Annotated in this window: 16 protein-coding genes; 5 read left to right on the plus strand and 11 right to left on the minus strand. The window is 70.6% G+C overall.

Going from position 1 to position 15,959, the window contains the following annotated elements:
* Positions 1–17: 17 nt before the first annotated feature.
* From DLJ58_RS22295 to DLJ58_RS22310, 4 genes are read right to left on the minus strand one after another with little or no spacing between them, the layout of a single operon-like run.
* Positions 18–659, minus strand: coding sequence for a response regulator (locus DLJ58_RS22295; protein ID WP_124858942.1), 642 nt, complete (start codon positions 657–659; stop codon positions 18–20).
* Positions 656–1,924, minus strand: coding sequence for a sensor histidine kinase (locus tag DLJ58_RS22300; protein WP_167493729.1), 1,269 nt, complete (start codon positions 1,922–1,924; stop codon positions 656–658). The genes DLJ58_RS22295 and DLJ58_RS22300 overlap by 4 nt, the downstream gene beginning before the upstream one ends.
* Before the next feature lie 11 nt (positions 1,925–1,935).
* Positions 1,936–2,670: an ABC transporter permease gene (locus tag DLJ58_RS22305; RefSeq protein WP_124858944.1), complete on the minus strand. Its 735-nt coding sequence runs from the start codon at positions 2,668–2,670 to the stop codon at positions 1,936–1,938.
* Between the two features lie 12 nt (positions 2,671–2,682).
* Positions 2,683–3,591, minus strand: coding sequence for an ABC transporter ATP-binding protein (locus tag DLJ58_RS22310; RefSeq protein WP_124858945.1), 909 nt, complete (start codon positions 3,589–3,591; stop codon positions 2,683–2,685).
* Positions 3,592–3,791: 200 nt separating this feature from the next.
* On the opposite strand from DLJ58_RS22310, the gene DLJ58_RS22315 reads away from it, so the two are divergent.
* From DLJ58_RS22315 to DLJ58_RS22330, 4 genes are all read left to right on the plus strand, one after another.
* Positions 3,792–4,583 carry an EI24 domain-containing protein gene (locus tag DLJ58_RS22315; protein ID WP_124858946.1) on the plus strand — a complete coding sequence of 264 codons (792 nt, stop codon included), beginning with the start codon at positions 3,792–3,794 and terminating at the stop codon, positions 4,581–4,583.
* 95 nt (positions 4,584–4,678) lie between these two features.
* A complete protein-coding gene (locus tag DLJ58_RS22320) occupies positions 4,679–5,809 on the plus strand; it encodes an ABC transporter permease (protein ID WP_124858947.1) in 1,131 nt (376 codons plus the stop codon).
* Positions 5,806–6,537 carry an ABC transporter ATP-binding protein gene (locus DLJ58_RS22325; RefSeq protein WP_124858948.1) on the plus strand — a complete coding sequence of 244 codons (732 nt, stop codon included), beginning with the start codon at positions 5,806–5,808 and terminating at the stop codon, positions 6,535–6,537. Before DLJ58_RS22320 ends, DLJ58_RS22325 begins: the two co-directional genes overlap by 4 nt.
* Before the next feature lie 69 nt (positions 6,538–6,606).
* Positions 6,607–7,191 carry a TetR/AcrR family transcriptional regulator gene (locus DLJ58_RS22330; RefSeq protein ID WP_124858949.1) on the plus strand — a complete coding sequence of 195 codons (585 nt, stop codon included), beginning with the start codon at positions 6,607–6,609 and terminating at the stop codon, positions 7,189–7,191.
* 27 nt (positions 7,192–7,218) lie between these two features.
* On the opposite strand, the gene DLJ58_RS22335 is transcribed toward DLJ58_RS22330, so the two are convergent.
* The 7 genes from DLJ58_RS22335 to DLJ58_RS22365 all read right to left on the minus strand — a co-directional run bounded on the left by DLJ58_RS22335 (position 7,219) and on the right by DLJ58_RS22365 (position 14,794).
* The gene (locus DLJ58_RS22335; protein ID WP_124858950.1) at positions 7,219–8,115 is read right to left on the minus strand and encodes a GNAT family N-acetyltransferase; all 897 of its coding nucleotides are present in this window, start codon (positions 8,113–8,115) and stop codon (positions 7,219–7,221) included.
* A 57-nt stretch (positions 8,116–8,172) separates the two neighbouring features.
* The gene (locus tag DLJ58_RS22340) at positions 8,173–9,180 is read right to left on the minus strand and encodes a LacI family DNA-binding transcriptional regulator (protein ID WP_124858951.1); all 1,008 of its coding nucleotides are present in this window, start codon (positions 9,178–9,180) and stop codon (positions 8,173–8,175) included.
* Positions 9,181–9,199: 19 nt separating this feature from the next.
* Positions 9,200–10,612 (minus strand): GH1 family beta-glucosidase, encoded by a 1,413-nt coding sequence (locus DLJ58_RS22345; RefSeq protein WP_124858952.1) that lies wholly within the window; start codon positions 10,610–10,612, stop codon positions 9,200–9,202.
* Complete coding sequence (locus tag DLJ58_RS22350; protein ID WP_112699824.1) at positions 10,609–11,442, minus strand: carbohydrate ABC transporter permease; 834 nt, start codon at positions 11,440–11,442, stop codon at positions 10,609–10,611. Before DLJ58_RS22350 ends, DLJ58_RS22345 begins: the two co-directional genes overlap by 4 nt.
* A complete protein-coding gene (locus tag DLJ58_RS22355; RefSeq protein ID WP_124858953.1) occupies positions 11,439–12,422 on the minus strand; it encodes a carbohydrate ABC transporter permease in 984 nt (327 codons plus the stop codon). The genes DLJ58_RS22350 and DLJ58_RS22355 overlap by 4 nt, the downstream gene beginning before the upstream one ends.
* Positions 12,423–12,495: 73 nt before the next feature.
* Positions 12,496–13,800 carry an ABC transporter substrate-binding protein gene (locus DLJ58_RS22360; protein ID WP_124858954.1) on the minus strand — a complete coding sequence of 435 codons (1,305 nt, stop codon included), beginning with the start codon at positions 13,798–13,800 and terminating at the stop codon, positions 12,496–12,498.
* 235 nt (positions 13,801–14,035) lie between these two features.
* On the minus strand, positions 14,036–14,794 hold the full coding sequence (locus DLJ58_RS22365; protein ID WP_124858955.1) for a maleylpyruvate isomerase family mycothiol-dependent enzyme: 759 nt from the start codon (positions 14,792–14,794) through the stop codon (positions 14,036–14,038).
* 114 nt (positions 14,795–14,908) lie between these two features.
* On the opposite strand from DLJ58_RS22365, the gene DLJ58_RS22370 reads away from it, so the two are divergent.
* Positions 14,909–15,946 (plus strand): UDP-N-acetylmuramate dehydrogenase, encoded by a 1,038-nt coding sequence (locus DLJ58_RS22370; RefSeq protein ID WP_244219079.1) that lies wholly within the window; start codon positions 14,909–14,911, stop codon positions 15,944–15,946.
* Positions 15,947–15,959: the final 13 nt, after the last annotated feature.

Below are 15,959 nucleotides of genomic sequence, written 5' to 3' on the forward strand. Positions count from 1 at the left end.
ATCCTGCCCTGTGCCGCTCACCGCCCGCCGGGCGTCAGCAACCCCCGGTCGTACGCGGTGGCCACCGCGGCAGCCCGGTCGTTGACCCCGAGCTTGGCGTACAGGTGCAGCAGGTGCGTCTTGACGGTGGCCTCGCTGATGAACAGGCGGGTCGCCGCCTCCCGGTTGGAGGCACCACGCGCCACCAGGGTGAGCACCTCCAACTCCCGTTGGCTGAGCGGCTCCTCGACCGGTGCGCGCAGCCGGCCCATCAGCCGCCCGGCGACGCTCGGCGCGAGCACCGACTCGCCCCGGGCGGCGGCCCGTACGGCGCGGACCAGCTCCTCGCGGGGCGTGTCCTTGAGCAGGTAGCCGGTGGCACCGGCCTCGATGGCGGGCAGCACGTCGGCGTCCGTGTCGTACGTGGTGAGCACCAGCACCCGGGCGGTGCTGCCGGCGCGGGCCAGCCTGCCGATGGCGGTCACCCCGTCCATGCCGGGCATCCGCAGGTCCATCAGCACCACGTCCGGCCGCAGCGTCTCGACCAGGACCAACGCCTCCGAACCGTCCGCCGCCTCGCCCACCACCTCGAAATCGGGGTCGCCGGTGAACATCCCCCGCAGACCGTCCCGCACCACCGGATGGTCGTCGACGATCAGCAGTCGAACCGGGGCGCTCAACCGGCACCTCCGGGTAGCGCGGGAACGGACGCCGAGATGGCGGTGCCGCCGCCCGGCTCGGATTCGACGGCCAACTCGCCACCGACCCGGGTCACCCGTTGCCGCATGGCGGTCAGCCCGTACCCGCTGCCCGACTCACGGGGCAGCGGCTGATCGGTGAGCTCGAAGCCCGTCCCGTCGTCACGGACATCGAGGGTGACCACGTCCGTCATGTACGACAGGGTCAGCCCGACCCGTGACGCGGCGGCGTGCCGGGCCACGTTGGACAGCGCCTCCTGGGCGGCCCGTAGCAGGGTCACCTCGACCTCCGGGTGCAGGGGGCGGGGCGTGCCGGTGGTGGCGACCTCGGCCCGTACCCCGTTCAGAGCCGACCAGCGCCCGCCCAGCTCGACGAGCGCGTCCGGCAGCCGGGATGTCTCCAACGTCTCCGGGCGGACCGCCCGCACCGAGCGGCGGGCCTCGGTCAGGCTCTCCCGGGCCAGCGCGAGCGCGTTGTCGACGTGCCGCCGCCAGTCGGCGGAGCGGTCGCGGGTCTGCTCGGCCGCCTCCAGTTGGGTGATGATGCCGGTCAACCCCTGCGCCAGGGTGTCGTGGATCTCCCGCGCCATCCGTTGGCGCTCGTCCAGCACGCCGGCCTCCCGTGCCTGGGTGAGCAGCTGGGCGTGCAGCCCGGCGTTCTCCTGGACCGTCTCGGTGAGTTGACGGTTGGCCTCGCCGAGTTCCGCCATCAACCGCCGGCGTTTGGCGTCCTCCAATTCGGCGATCATCGCGAACCAGGTCACCGAGCCGGCGACCACCAGGTTGAACAGCACCAGCACCAACCAGAGCGGCCAGTGCGACATCGCTATCGCGAGACCACCGCCCTGAGAGGTGGCGACGAAGGCGGCCGTGGCGATCACCCCGGCGATCCGCAAGCGCTTGGGCAGCACCGGAAAGGCGTGGGTGTAACCGATCCAGGCGAAGAAGCCGTACCACGGGCTGGCGGCCACCAGTGCGGCGGCGAACGTGAGCAGCCCGACGTAGTAGACCGCCATCAGCTTGCGCCGGCTCTGCCAGCCGGGGTGCAGGGTGAGGAACCAGACGATCCAGCATCCGGCCGCCGCGGCGATGGCCAGGGTGGGCGCCGTCGCGAGGCTGCGGGGCGCCGGGACGACGAGGACCAGCAGGGTGCCCAGAGCCAGCCCTCCGTAGGGAAGTACGCGATAGAGCGTCGCCTCGCGCTCTCGCCAACTGGTCAGACGGTCGTGCCCACCGCTGCTGGTCATCGCATCTCCGCTCACTCCCAGCGGAACAGTTTCGCCGCGCTGGCGCCGGCCGCCACGGCGATCACCGCCATTATCGCCAGGTGCAGCGGCTGCGGCGAGGGGCCGGTCCAGGCGTCGAGGAGCGCCTGCACCCCGGGCGGCGTGTAGTCGCCGATCCGCGCCACGGCGTCCGGTAGCAGGAACCGGGGCAGGTAGACCCCGCCGAAGAACATGGTGAGCAGGAACAGTGGGACGGCCAGGGCCTGCGCCGCCTTCGTCGTCCGGGCCACGGCGGCGACCAGCAGGCCGAGCGCCAGCAGCGCCGCCGTGCCGAGGACGAACGCCAGGGTGAAGCCGAGCGGGTGCCGGGGGAGCGGCACCCCGAACGCCAACCGGCCGACGACGATGAGCAGCAGCGCGCTGGCCAGGATCGCGGCCAGGGCCACCACCAGTTGGGCAGCGAGCAGAGCGCCCGGGTGCGCCGGAGTGGTCGCCAGCCGACGCAGCACGCCGCGTTCCCGGTAGGTGGCCAGTGCCATGGGCATCGTGTTCACCCCCACCATGGCCAGGGTGACCACCAACAGCGACGGGGCGAAGTAGTTGACGAAGTTCTGCCCGTCGAAGTTCGGATCCGGCTCGCGGAGCGAGGGAATCAACCCGAGCACCACCAGGATCATTGTGGGCAGCCCGACTATGGTGAGCAGCGTCGGTAGGTCCCGCAGGTAGAGCCGCGCCTCGGTTCTCAGGATGTTGCGGAAGGCGTGCATGCTTGCTCCCTCTCAGTTGGCGGGCCGGTGCCCGGTCAGCTCGACGAAGGCGTCGTCGAGGGTGGACTGCTCCAGCCGCAGGTCCGCGGCGACGATCTGGTGGCGGGCGAGCACCGAGGTGACGGCGTGCAGCAGGTCACCGGTGCCGGTCACCACCACCTGGCCGCCGGTTCGCTGCACGGCGGACACCTCGGGCAGGTCGGTGAGGAGTCGGTCGTCGACCGGAGCCGAGGGCCGGAACCGGATCCGCTGCTCGGGAGCCACCGTCGACACCAGGCCCGCCGGGCTGTCCAGGGCAACCACCCGACCCCGGTCGATCACCGCGACCCGGTCGCAGAGCCGCTCGGCCTCCTCCATGAAGTGGGTGACCAGCACGATCGTCACCCCGCTGTCGCGGACCTGTTCGATGAGACCCCAGGTGTCTCGGCGCGCCTGCGGGTCCAGCCCGGTGGTCAGCTCGTCGAGGATCGCGATCTCCGGGTTGCCGACCAGGGCCAACGCGATGGAGAGCCGCTGCTTCTGACCGCCGGAGAGCTTCTTGTACGCGGTGTTCCGCTTGTCGCCGAGGCCCAGCTTGTCGATCAGAGCGGCCGGGTCGGCCGGGTTGCGGTAGAACGAGGCGTACAACTCCAGCGCCTCCGCCACCCGCAACCGGTCCGGCAGTTGACTCTCCTGGAGCTGCACCCCGACCCGCTGGCGTAGCTGGGCCGCGTCCCGGCGGGGGTCGAGCCCGAGGACCGACACCCCGCCCCCGTCAGGGACACGCAGCCCGGCGACACACTCCACTGTGGTGGTCTTGCCGGCGCCGTTCGGACCGAGGACGCCGAAGATCTCCCCGGCCTCCACGGCGAACGACACGTCGTCCACCGCCACCAGGTCGCCGTACCGCTTCTTCAGGTGGGTCACCTCGATGACCGGCATCGTGCCGCCTTCCGCCGCCGCTGATTTCGTACCCCTCAAGGGTTGTCGGGTTGGCCCGCCGGCGAATCGACCGGTCGGCGACGAAGCTCGGCGTCCCCGGTGGATCACTGCCGTCCGTCAACCGGTTGATGTGTACGTGGTGCGTTGCTGCTAGCGCTCCGCGCGGCGGATCCGAGCACGGCTGGTTAGGCTGCTCGATCGTGGATGCCAGCAGAATCGCCAGCCCGGTGACCGGGGTCGTCGGACGCTTCCTCGCCGGGGCGGGGCTGCTACTGCGCGGGTTGGGCCTCTACGTCCGCAGCCCGGGGCTGATGCTGCTCGGCGTCGTGCCGGCGCTGATCTCCGGCGTGCTCTTCCTGGCCGCGCTCGCCACGCTCGTGTACTTCGTGGACGATCTCGCCGCGCTGGTCACCCCGTTCGCCGACGACTGGTCGAGCACCGGCCGCAGCCTGGTCCGGGTGATCGCCGGGTTGGCCTTCCTGGGGCTCGGCGGCCTGCTCGGCGTGCTCACCTTCACCGCGGTCACCCTGGTCATCGGCGACCCGTTCTACGAGAAGATCTCCGAGCAGGTCGAGCAGCGGTACGGCGGCACGCCGGGGGCGGTGGACGTGCCCTTCTGGTCGTCGCTGCGCCGCAGCCTCGCCGACTCGGTACGCCTGGTGGCGCTCACGGCGTTGGTCGGCATCCCGCTGTTCGTCGCCGGCTTCATCCCGGTGGTCGGCCAGACCGTCGTCCCGGTCATCGGGGCGGCCGTGGGCGGGTGGTTCCTCGCCGTGGAGTTGGTCGGGGCGCCGTTCTACCGGCGCGGTATGCGGCTGCCGCAGCGCCGGACGATCCTGAAGGCCGACCGACCCACCGCGCTCGGCTTCGGAGTGGCCGTCTTCCTCTGCTTCCTCATCCCGCTCGGCGCGGTGTTGATCATGCCGGCGGCGGTCGCCGGTGCCACGTTGCTGGCCCGTCGCTCGATGGGCCAGCCGATCGAGGAAAGCTGACACGGAGATCACCCTGCCTCCAGGGGCGGCGCTTTGCCAACAGCCTGTTGGTAACATGTCGACATGATGTCGATAACCCACGAGGGCGGGCGCTGATGTTCCTCGCAATTCGTGAGCTGAGCTTTGCCCGCCTGCGGTTCGCACTGATGGGCGCGGTGATCGCCCTGATCGCCGTGCTGATGGTGATGCTGTCGGGCCTGTCGGTCGGGCTGGTCCGCGACGGAGTGTCCGGGCTGCAGAACCTGCCGGTCACCTCGTTCGCCTTCGCGCAGGACGTCCAGCGCGACTCCGCGTTCTCCCGCAGCGTCGTGGACCTCTCGGCGGTGGACGAGTGGGACGCCCAGCCGGGCGTCGCGGACGCGGCGCCGTTCGGCAACACGCTGGTGAACACGCGTACCGACCGGGGGACGGAGGTCGACCTGGCGCTGTTCGGGGTTCAGCCCGACTCGTTCCTGTCGCCGTCGGTCAGCCAGGGTGAACGGCTGGGAACCGAGGACGGCATCGTGGTCAGCCCCACGGCGCTGGACGCGGGCCTGCAGATGGGCGACACGGTCACCATCGATCGGCTGGGCACGCGGCTGCGGGTCGTCGGCGTGACAAAGCAGCAGGACACCTTCGGGCACGTGGACGTGGCGTACGTGCCGCTGGCGGCGTGGCAGGCCATCAAGTCCGGCACCGCCCCCGGCACGGCGCTGCCGCAGCGCGCTGCAACGGAGATCACGGCCGTGGCGGTCCGCGCGGACGACGGGAAGTCCGTCGACCTGCCCGCCGGGGACACCGCGGCGGGCACCGAGAGCCTGACCCTGAAAGAGTCCTACGGCGCCTCGCCGGGATACACCGCCGAGACGACGACCCTGCAACTGATCCAGGGATTCCTGTACGCGATCTCGGCGCTGGTCGCCGGAGCGTTCTTCGCGGTGTGGGCGATCCAGCGCAAGCCCGAGGTGGCCGTCCTGCGGGCGCTGGGCGCCTCGACCGGCTGGGTGTTGCGGGACGCGCTGACGCAGGCGCTCGTGCTGTTGGCTGCTGCCGTCGCCATCGGGGTGGGAATCGGGCTCGCGCTCGGCGCCCTCATCACCGGCAGTGGCATCCCGTTCGCCCTGAGCATGCCGAGCATCTCCGCAGCCGGGGCCGGCCTCGTCGTCCTTGGCCTGGTCGGAGCCGGCGCGGCGGTCATCCGCATCACCTCTGTCGACCCGGCCACCGCTCTGGGAGGAAACCGATGAGCAGCCGTCCCGCTCCGACCGCTTCGACCACACCCGCCGACGACGCGTCCGAGCGGCTCGGGTTGGTGATGCGTGCGGTGTCCCTGCGGCACGGCAACGCCGCCGAGACCGTGCAGGCGCTCGACGACGTCGATTTGACGGTGCGACCCGGTGAACTCGCCGCAGTCGTTGGTCCGTCCGGTGCGGGCAAGTCGAGCCTGCTCGCCGTCGCGGGCGGCCTGGCCCGGCCCGACCACGGAACCGTCACCGTTGCCGGTCAGGACATGACCGTTCCGAGTCGCCGCACGCGGACGGAGCTGCGCCGCCGGCACGTGGGGTTCGTGTTCCAGTCGGGCAACCTGCTGCCGGCGTTGACCGCCGCCGACCAGTTGCGGCTGCCCCTGCAACTCGGACCGCGGTCGCAGCGGTCCGGCCGTGACCCGCTGAAACTGCTCGCGGACGTCGGGATGGCAGACAAGGCCGACCGGCGCCCGCACCAGCTGTCCGGCGGTGAACGCCAGCGCGTCGGGATCGCCCGGGCACTGGTCACCGAGCCCAGCGTGCTGTTGGTCGACGAACCGACGGCGGCGCTGGACCGGGCACGCAGTCATGAGATCGTGCAGCTGCTGGCCCGCGAGGCCCGGCACCGGTCGGTCGCGGTGGTCATGGTCACTCACGACCACGACGTACTGCAATACTGTGACACCGTTTACGAGATGGTCGACGGCAAGCTCGCGGCCAGTAGCTGACCACGACGACGGGGCGGGCGCGGCCGCAGGGACCAGGCAGGCCACGCCCGTCCGACACGAGGGGGCGGGGTGCCGAAGATCCAGGCCGCGACCGTCGCCGAACACCGTGCATCCCAACGCGCCGCGCTGCTCGACGCGGCCCGCACACTGCTGTCGCAACACCCCGAGCAGATCCCTGGTCTGGCCGAGGTCGCCCAGCACGCCGGTCTCGCCCGGTCCAGCGTCTACTCGTACTTCAAGTCCCGCGCCGACATGTTCGACGCACTCGTCATCGACACGTTCCCCCGCTGGTCGGCGTACGTCGAGAAGCACATGGACGAGGCCACCGCCCCCGGGCCGAAGATCCAGGCGTACGTGGAAGCCAACCTGCAACTGGTTGCCCGAGGCGACCACGCGCTGGCCCGGGCGCTGGCATCGGCCGGCAGCAGCGAGGCACTCGCCTCGTCCAGTCGACTCATGCACGACCGCCTGGAAGCCCCGCTGCGGGCCGCGCTCACGGACCACGGCTCGTCGGACCCGGTCCGCATGGCAGAACTGGTCCAGTCGATCGTCTACGCCCTGAGCCGGATGATCGAGGGAGGGCTTCCCCTGCGGACCGCAACCGGCCTCGCCCGCGAACTTCTCAGCCCGTACCTCGATCTCGACAGCGGCTGAGGGTTCGGCCCCACCGGGCGACGACGATCAGCTCAGGTCGGCCAGGCAGGACCACTGGGACGTGACCGGCCGGTAGCCCAGCCGGGCGTTGATCGCCAGCATCGGCGCGTTCGCCTCGTCGTTCGAGGTGTACGCGACACGTACACCGTCGGCGGCGGCCCGGTGCAGTGCGGCCGTCTTGGCCAGCCGCGCCAGCCCTCGGCCGCGGTACGTCGGGATGCTGCCGGTGTAGTCCGACCACATCCGGTCCCCGTCCCGCTTCACCAGGCTGAACGCGACCACCTCACCACCGACCTCGGCCGCGACGCTGGCGGCCTTGTCCAGCCCGAGGTTGTCCCACACGTCGTACTGCCAGCTCTCGTAGCTCTTCGCGTCGACCGGCACGTCGCCCGGTTCGTCTGCCGCCGAGGCCACGTCCGCCGTGTACAGGAGGTGCGGGTCCAGGTCGGCGATCGGGAGCAGCCGCACGCCCGGTGGCGGGTCGGGCAGCGCGGGTGCCGGATTCAGGTCGAGCGCCGAGTAGCGCACCTCCCGGCTGGGCTCGTAGCCGTGCCGCCGGGCATACGGCAGCGCGTCGGGCTGCGCCATGGCACGCACCCGGCGGATTCCCAACGGGCGGAGGAAGTCGGTCGCGGCGGTCAGCAGGGCGGTGCCGATGCCGTGCCGCCGGTGTTCCGGGTGCACGTGCAGCAGGTTGATGCCACCGACATCCGTCGCCGATGTGGTGCCGATGCGTTCGGCGGACACCCAACCGACCACCCGCTCGTCGACCTCGGCCACGAACGCGGTCCACTCTTCCTCGGGCGGCGGTTCGGCGATCATCTTCCGGGTCGACTCGACACCGCGCACCAGGTACGGAAAGACCGCGGCCCGCAGGGCCACCACGGCCGGGGCGTCGTCGGGTCGCGCCACTCGGATGTGCATGTCGGCGAGGCTAACCAGGATCGCCCGCCGGAGCGACGCAATAATCGTCCGGCGCGGTCAGGCGGAGGCGCGACGGATCAGCTCGGTGGGCAGCATGATCGCCTGCTCGATGGTCTCCCCGGCGGCCAGCCGGAGCAGTTGGCGGGTCATCCGGCGGCCGAGTTCCACGATCGGCTGCCGGACGGTGGTCAGTGGCGGCTCGGTGTAGGCGGCGGTCTCGATGTCGTCGAAGCCGACCACCGCCACGTCGTCGGGCACCCGCCGACCTGCCTCGCGCAGCGTCCGCAGGGCGGCGTGCGCCATCAGGTCGGAGGCGGCGAAGACGCCGTCGAGGTCGGGATGCTCGGCGAGCAGGCGGCGCATCGCCGCCGACCCGGATTCCCTGGTGAAGTCACCGATGGCGATCAGCTCGGGCAGCCCCGCGTCGGCGACCGTGCTGCGGTAACCGCTGAGCCGTTCGATCCCGGCGACCATGTCCTGTGGCCCGGCGATGGTCGCGATCCGTCGACGACCGCTGTCGATCATGTGCCGGACGGCCGCGGTCACCCCGGCCACGTGGTCGACGTCGACGTACGGGACTGGCACGTCGCCGAGCGGCCGGCCGCTCACCACCACCGGGATGCCGAGTCGGGCCAGCGTGCCGGGCAGCGGGTCGGCACCGTGCAGCGACGCGAAGAGCACGCCGTCGACGTGCCGGCCGGTGGTGTACCGCTCGACCCGCTGGTGCCCGGCCGGCGAGCCGGCGAGCATCAGCACCAGTTGCTTGTCGGCCGCCTCCAACTCCTGGCTGACACCCCGGATGATGCCGGGGAAGACCTGGTCGTCGGAGAAGACCCGGGTGGCCGCCTCCGGCATGACCAGGGCGATCGAGTCGGTGCGCTGGGTGACCAGGCTGCGGGCCGCCAGGTTGGGGACGTACCCCAACTCGGCGACCGCCCGGGTGACCGCCTCGCGGATCGGCTCGGCGACGGTGGTGGAGCCGTTGACCACCCGGGAAACGGTGGCGCGGGACACTCCGGCCCGCGCTGCCACCGCTTCGAGCGTCGGCCGCTGCGCCGTCGTCATCGCGCTTTCCCCCCGCTCGTCACAGCCCGTTCCGGGAGATCACCTCCTGGTACCACCGGGCGCTGGCCTTCGGTGTGCGCCGCTGGGTCAGGTAGTCGACGTGCACGATCCCGAACCGCTTGCGGTAACCCTCCGCCCACTCGAAGTTGTCCAGGAATGACCATACGAGATAACCGCGCAGGTCCACGCCCCGGGCGATCGCCTCGTGCGCCGCACGGAGGTGCCCGTCGAGGTAGGCGATGCGATCGGCGTCGATCACCTGTGCCGGGCCGTCGGGCGAGTCGGCGCCGGACTTGTCGGGGAACGCCGCACCGTTCTCGGTGATCAGCAGGGGCACCCCGGGGTAGTCGGCGGCGATCCGCTCCAGCAGCCGGGTGAGCCCGGCCGGCTCGATCATCCAACCCATGTCGGTGAGCGGCCCGGCCGGCGGCAGGAAGTGCACAGCGCCCTCGGTGCCCGGATACGCGCCGTTGCCGGCGCCGTCGGGCCGGCCGGCCACGTAACTCGGGGCGTAGTAGTTGATGCCGAGCAGGTCGATCGGGGCGGCGATCACCTTCTCGTCGCCGTCGCGGATGAACGTCGGCTCGACGATCCGGGCCACGTGCTCGCGGACGTCGTCCGGGTAGCCGCCGGCCAGCAGCGGGTCGAGGAAGATCCGGTTGTGCAGGCCGTCGACCAGGCGGACGGCGGCGGCGTCGGCCGCGCTCTGCGGGTCGGCCGGGCGTACGTCGGCCGGGTTGACGGTGATGCCCACGCTGCGCGCGCCGGCCGCCCGCAACGCCCGCGCCGCCAGGCCGTGCCCCAACAGCAGATGGTGTACGGCGGTGAAGGCCGCAGCCGGATCCTGCTCGCCGGGAGCGTGCAGGCCGTTGGCGTAACCGAGGTAGGCCGAGCACCACGGCTCGTTGAGCGTGGTCCACACGTCGATCCGGTCGCCGAGGCGGGCGTACACAGCGGTGGCGTAGGTGGCGAAGTGCTCGGCGGTGTCCCGGTTGGTCCAGCCACCCCGGTCGCCAAGGGCCTGCGGCAGGTCCCAGTGGTAGAGGGTGACGATCGGGTCGATTCCCCGGTCGAGCAGCGTGTCGGTCAGCCGGTCGTAGAAGTCCAGCCCACGGGGGTTGGCCGGGCCGGTGCCATCGGGCTGGATGCGCGGCCAGGCGACCGAGAACCGGTACGCCCGCAGGCCCAGCTCGGCCATCAGCGCCACGTCGTCGGCGTACCGGTGGTAGTGGTCGCAGGCGACGTCGCCGGTGTGGCCCTGGTACACCTTGCCCGGCGTACGGCTGAAGGTGTCCCAGATGGACGGACCGCGACCGTCGTCGCGGGCCGCACCCTCGATCTGGTACGCAGCGGTGGCCGCTCCCCAGAGGAAGTGTTCGGGAAACCGGATCTCGTTGCCGGACCGGTTGGTTGGCTCGCTCCGCTCGTTCACGCCTTGACCGCACCTTCCATGATTCCGCCGATGATCTGCCGGCCGAACAACACGAAGACCAGTAGCAGGGGCAGCGTCGCGATGGCCGTTCCGGTGAACACCTGCGACATGTCCTGGTAATACCCGTCCGACAGTGCTCTCAGGGACAGCTGCACCGTCGGATTCGCCGGATCGTTCAATACAGCGTACGGCCAGAGGAAGTCGTTCCAGGTGGTCATGAAGGTGAGCAGACCGAGCACGGCGGCGGCGGGACGCAGCGCGGGCACCACGACGTGCCACCAGATCCGGGCGGTGCCACAGCCGTCCATCCGGGCGGCCTCGATCAGCTCGTCGCTGATGGCCTGGCCGGCGTACTGCCGCATCATGAACACCCCGAACCCGGTGACCAGCACCGGGACGATGACCGCGGGCAGCCGGTCGTTCCAGTGCAGCTTGGTCATGAGCAGGTAGAGCGGGATCACGCCGAGCTGCGTCGGCACCATCATGGTCGCGATGATCACCAGCAGCATCGCGTTGCGGCCACGGAACCGCAGCTTGGCGAAGGCGAAACCGGCCAGGCTGGAGAAGAACACGACGGAGACGGTGACCGTGGTGGCCACGATCGCCGAGTTGATCAGACCGGTCAGGAAGTACGCGTCGGTGTTGTCGAACAGCCGGGCGATGTTGGCGCCCAGGTTGCCGCCCGGGGTGACCGGGGGCGGCAGTTGGCCCATCGCGTCGTTGCTGCGGCTCGCGACGACGAACATCCACCAGATCGGAAAGACCGACAGGCCGGCGGCGACGACCAGGGCAAGGTAGGTGAGCGGGCTGGCCCGCCAGAGTCGGCTCATCGCGCCGTTCCCTTCTGCGGTCGGTCCCCGCCGCCGAGCCGGCGCAGGATCAGCACGTTGACCGCCGCGACGATCGCGATGAGCGCGAAGAGCAGCCAGGCCACGGCCGAGCCGTATCCGAAGTTGTAGTGCGGGGCGAAGGCGTTCTCGAACATGTACATGGTCAGGGTCTGCGACTCGCGTAGCGTTCCGCCACGGATCGGGTTGGTGCCGGAGTGGAACATCCGGGGTTCGGTGAAGAGTTGCAGCCCGCCGATGGTGGCGATGATGGTGCAGAAGATGATCGTCGGCTTGAGCAGTGGCACGGTGACCGACCAGAACTGTCGGGCCCGATTGGCGCCGTCGATCGCCGCCGCCTCGTAGAGGTCGCGGGGGATGGCCTGCATCGCGGCCAGCAGGATCAGCGCGTTGTAGCCGGTCCACCGCCAGTCGACCATCGCGGAGATGGCCACCCAGGAGGCGAGCCGGTTGGACTTCCACTCGATCGCGTCCATGCCCACCAGGTCGAGCAGCCAGTTGATCATGCCGAACTCGCGGCCGAAGAGCACCCCGAACACGATCGCCACCGCGGCGGTGGACGTGACGTTGGGGACGAGCACCGCCATCCGCCAACCGGTGCGCGCCCGCAGGCCGCGGTTGAGCAGGTTGGCCAGCCAGAGTGCGGCGAGCAACTGCGGCACGGTCGAGATGACGAAGATCCCCAGCGTGTTGACCAGAGCGTGCCAGAAGTCGACGTCGGCCAGCAGCCGGGTGTAGTTCTCCGCCCCGACGAAGGGGTGGTCGGTTCCGAGCAGGTCCCAGTCGTGCAGCGAGACCCAGAAGGTGTACGCCAGCGGGTACGCCCCGAAGATGCCGAAGATCAGGAAGAACGGGGCGATGTAGAGGTACGGCGAGAACCGGGTGTCGAGCCGGCTGAGCCGGCCTGGCGAACGCTGGGGTGCCGGTACGACCGGCGGGCGGGCCTCGAGCTGGACGGTCATGCCCGGAAACTCCTTTCCGCCGTGCGGGCGGAACTCCGGTCGTCGGAGCCCGCCCGCACGCACGCTGGTTGGGCTACTTGGCGGCGGCCTTCTTCGCGTTGGTCACCGCGTCGGTCCAGCCCTGCGCGGGGCTGCGCTGACCCAGCTCCACGGTCCGTACGGCGTTCTCCACCTCGGTCCGTACGGCCTGGTTCTTCGGGCCCATGTAGACCGGCTTCAGGCTCTTCGCGCCGGTGCCGAAGATCGAGCCGACGGGTGCCCCCGAGAAGTACGCGTTGGTCGCACCGGTGATCGCCGGGTCGTCGAGCGCCTGCGGCGAGGAGGGCAGCGGACCCTTGGCCTTGAACGCCCCGATCTGCCCCTTGGCGCTGGTCAGGAACTTGGCCAGCTTGATCGCCTCGGCCTGGTGCTTGCTCTGCTTGGGCACGGCGAGGTGCGATCCACCCCAGTTGCCGCCGTTGCCGGGCACCCGGGCGATGTCCCACTTGCCCTGGGCGCCAGTGCCGGCGTTGGCCTCGATGACGCCCGTCATCCAGGCGGGGCAGGCGATGGTGGCGAACTTCGACTGCTTGAAGGCGGACACCCACTCCTCGGACCACGAGCCGTACTTGCCGGAGAGGCCCGAGTCGATGATGTCCATGGTGGTGTCGTAGGCCTGTCGCACGGCCGGGTTGCTGTCGACGACCAGCTTCTCGCTGGTGTCGTAGTAGCTGTAGCCGCTGCTGTTGCCGGCCGTCTGGAGCAGGATCGTGTTGAACGTGTTGGTGGCTGCGTCGAGGAAGGACGCCCCGGTCTTGGCCGCGACGAACTTCTCACCAGTGGCGATGTAGTCCGGCCAGGTCGGCCAGAGCTTCGAGACCTCGTCGCGCTCGGTGGGCAGGCCGGCCTTGGAGAAGAGGTCCTTGCGGTAGCACATGGCGATCCCGCCGACGTCGGTACCGAGGCCGATGAGCTGCTTGCCGTCGGCGGTCAGGCCGGCGTTCCACTTCCACTCCAGGAAGTTGCCCTTGAGGTCGGCGGCGCCGTGGTCCAGCAGGTTGACGAAGTTCGCCGGATTGGCCTTGTACTCGACAAGCAGACCCTCCTCGATGGCCACCACGTCGCCGGCGCCCCGGCCGGCGGCGAGCCACTGGGTGAGCTTCGGCGAGTACTCGTCGAGGTTGGTGCCGGTGCCGCGCTCGACGATCTTCACGCCGGGGTTCGCGGTCATGTACTCCTGGTAGAGCTGCTCGTAGCCGAACTGGCCGAAGACGTCGACGGTCAGGGTGACCGGTCCGTCGCCCGGCTCGTCACCGCCGCCGCAGCCAGCGGTGACGAGCAGGGCGGTGGTGGCGGCGAGGGCCACCGCGGCGAGGCGGCGGCGCGGGAAGACAGCCATGGGTTATCGACCTCTCTCAAGGCGGGCGGGTGATGGCAGATGGCTAAGAGAGCGCTCTCACGACAGGGTGGTAGGTCGTCAACCCGGTGTCAAGAGAGCGCTCTCTCAGCGTTGTGGTCCTGTGATGGACGGGCCGCCGGTGCGCCGTGTGCGGTGTGCGGTGCGCGGTGGATCCCCCGAACGCCGACGAGGGCGCCACCCCGCCGGGGTGACGCCCTCGTTCGTGGTGCGTCGGTCAGCCGGTGCGCAGACCGTCCAACAGGGTGCGGTCACCGACGACGTCCAGCGTCTCGAAGCTCACCCGACCCCAGAGCGCCAGCAGCAGGTCGCTCGCGGTGCCGCTGACCTGGGCACGGGCGTGGTGATCGTCGTGGTCGAAGATGGTCGCGGTGTCGAGCAGCGCCACGCCCTCGCCGCGCAACCGCAGATACCAATCCTGGGCCGCATCGGTCGCGCAGAGCTGCACCACCCCGTGCCAGTCACCCGGCACATGCCGCCGGCCCGCCGGCAGCCAGGTGTCCAGCACCTCACTCACCCCGTCGGCCGCGAGCTTCGCCTCCACCGGGTCACCAGCCGCGATGGCGAGCTGGGCGTCCCAGCGGTGCACAGCCGTCTCGTGCGCCATCCGACGCGGCCAGAAACCGGCCTTCTTCGGCTGCGGTGCCCAGTTCCACGCCGGTGCCTCGGGGTCGAGCCCGTCGAAGAGGGTCATCACCCGGTCGTAACCCTGCTGCCACAGCTGGAGCGCGTTCACGCCCGGGCCGGCCTCGAGCTTCTCCCGGCGAGGCGGTTGGCTGGTCTGGCCGGAACCGGCGAACGACGACACCCAGTGGTAGAGGCCGGCCATGTGCAGTGTGAGGTCGTTGACCGTCCAGCCCGGACAGGACAGCACCGGTGTCTCCGGCGGCGCCTCGGCCACCGCTGCCGCGAAAGCCGGACCCTCCGTCCGGAGCGCCCCGATCCAGAAATCCTTGCTGCCCTGCAGTCTGCTCATCGCCATCCTCCCGGGGGTGCCGGACGACCAGTGGGTGCCACGGCTACTTGTCAGCCTAAGGTGAAGGGCGTGCCAGACGCCTCCGCCCAGCCGACAACCGACGCCGATCGTGCCATCCCCGGTCCACTCGCCGGCTACACCACCCTCCGAACGGGTGGGCCAGCCGAACGGATCGTGGCCGCCGGCAGTGCCGACGAACTCGTCCAGGCGGTACGCGCCGCAGCGGAGCCGGTCCTGATCCTGGCCGGGGGCAGCAACGTGGTGATCGGCGACGCCGGCTTCCCCGGCACCGTCGTGCTGGTGCGCTCCCGTGGCATGCGGGTCATCGCCGAGGACGCCACCTCGGTCACCGTACGGGTCGACGCCGGCGAGCCGTGGGACGACCTGGTCGCCGCCACGGTCACCAACGGCTGGGCCGGGCTGGAATGCCTGTCCGGCATCCCCGGCTCGACCGGTGCCACCCCGATCCAGAACGTCGGCGCGTACGGCCAGGAGGTCGCCGAGACGATCACCGGCGTCGAGGTGTACGACCGGGTCGAGGGCACCCGTCAGGTCATCCCCGCCGCCGACTGCGGCTTCGCCTACCGGGGCAGCATCTTCAAGTACGTGGACCGCTGGGTGGTGCTCTCGGTCGACTTCCGACTCACCAGGTCTCCGCTCTCCGGGCCGGTGCGCTACGCGGAGCTGGCCCGAGCCCTCGGTGTCGAGGTGGGCGACCAGGTGCCGCTGGCCGACGCCCGAGCGGTGGTGCTGCGGCTGCGGGCGGGCAAGGGGATGGTGCTCGACGCCAACGACCCGGACACTCGCTCGGTCGGTTCCTTCTTCACCAACCCGGTGCTCGACCGGGCGACGTACGAACAGCTCCTGGAACGCTCCGCCGAGCTGGGCGACCCGCCCGCCTGGCCCGGGGCGGACGGCCTGGTCAAGGTGAGCGCCGCCTGGCTGATCGACAGGGCCGGTTTCGCCAAGGGCCACCCCGGCGAGGGCGGGGTGGCCATCTCCAGCAAGCACACCCTGGCCCTGACCAACCGCAGCGGCACCGCCCACACCAGTGACCTGCTCACCCTGGCCCGCACCATCCGCGACCAGGTCCACGCCCGCTTCGGGGTAACCCTGCACCCCGAACCAGTCCTCATCAACTGCACCCTCTAACCCACCCCAGCAC

Source organism: Micromonospora arida, assembly GCF_003857035.1.
GTDB classification, from domain to species: Bacteria; Actinomycetota; Actinomycetes; order Mycobacteriales; family Micromonosporaceae; genus Micromonospora; species Micromonospora arida.

What these genes read in the sequence shown, in the direction of transcription:
- DLJ58_RS22335 (WP_124858950.1), bottom strand. Translation starts at nt 8,115, where the DNA reads ATGCACATCCGAGTGGCGCGACCCGACGACGCCCCGGCCGTGGTGGCC.
- DLJ58_RS22300 (WP_167493729.1), bottom strand. Translation starts at nt 1,924, where the DNA reads ATGACCAGCAGCGGTGGGCACGACCGTCTGACCAGTTGGCGAGAGCGC.
- DLJ58_RS22310 (WP_124858945.1), bottom strand. Translation starts at nt 3,591, where the DNA reads ATGCCGGTCATCGAGGTGACCCACCTGAAGAAGCGGTACGGCGACCTG.
- DLJ58_RS22355 (WP_124858953.1), bottom strand. Translation starts at nt 12,422, where the DNA reads ATGACCGTCCAGCTCGAGGCCCGCCCGCCGGTCGTACCGGCACCCCAG.
- DLJ58_RS22360 (WP_124858954.1), bottom strand. Translation starts at nt 13,800, where the DNA reads ATGGCTGTCTTCCCGCGCCGCCGCCTCGCCGCGGTGGCCCTCGCCGCC.
- DLJ58_RS22305 (WP_124858944.1), bottom strand. Translation starts at nt 2,670, where the DNA reads ATGCACGCCTTCCGCAACATCCTGAGAACCGAGGCGCGGCTCTACCTG.
- DLJ58_RS22350 (WP_112699824.1), bottom strand. Translation starts at nt 11,442, where the DNA reads ATGAGCCGACTCTGGCGGGCCAGCCCGCTCACCTACCTTGCCCTGGTC.
- DLJ58_RS22320 (WP_124858947.1), top strand. Translation starts at nt 4,679, where the DNA reads ATGTTCCTCGCAATTCGTGAGCTGAGCTTTGCCCGCCTGCGGTTCGCA.
- DLJ58_RS22325 (WP_124858948.1), top strand. Translation starts at nt 5,806, where the DNA reads ATGAGCAGCCGTCCCGCTCCGACCGCTTCGACCACACCCGCCGACGAC.
- DLJ58_RS22340 (WP_124858951.1), bottom strand. Translation starts at nt 9,180, where the DNA reads ATGACGACGGCGCAGCGGCCGACGCTCGAAGCGGTGGCAGCGCGGGCC.
- DLJ58_RS22365 (WP_124858955.1), bottom strand. Translation starts at nt 14,794, where the DNA reads ATGAGCAGACTGCAGGGCAGCAAGGATTTCTGGATCGGGGCGCTCCGG.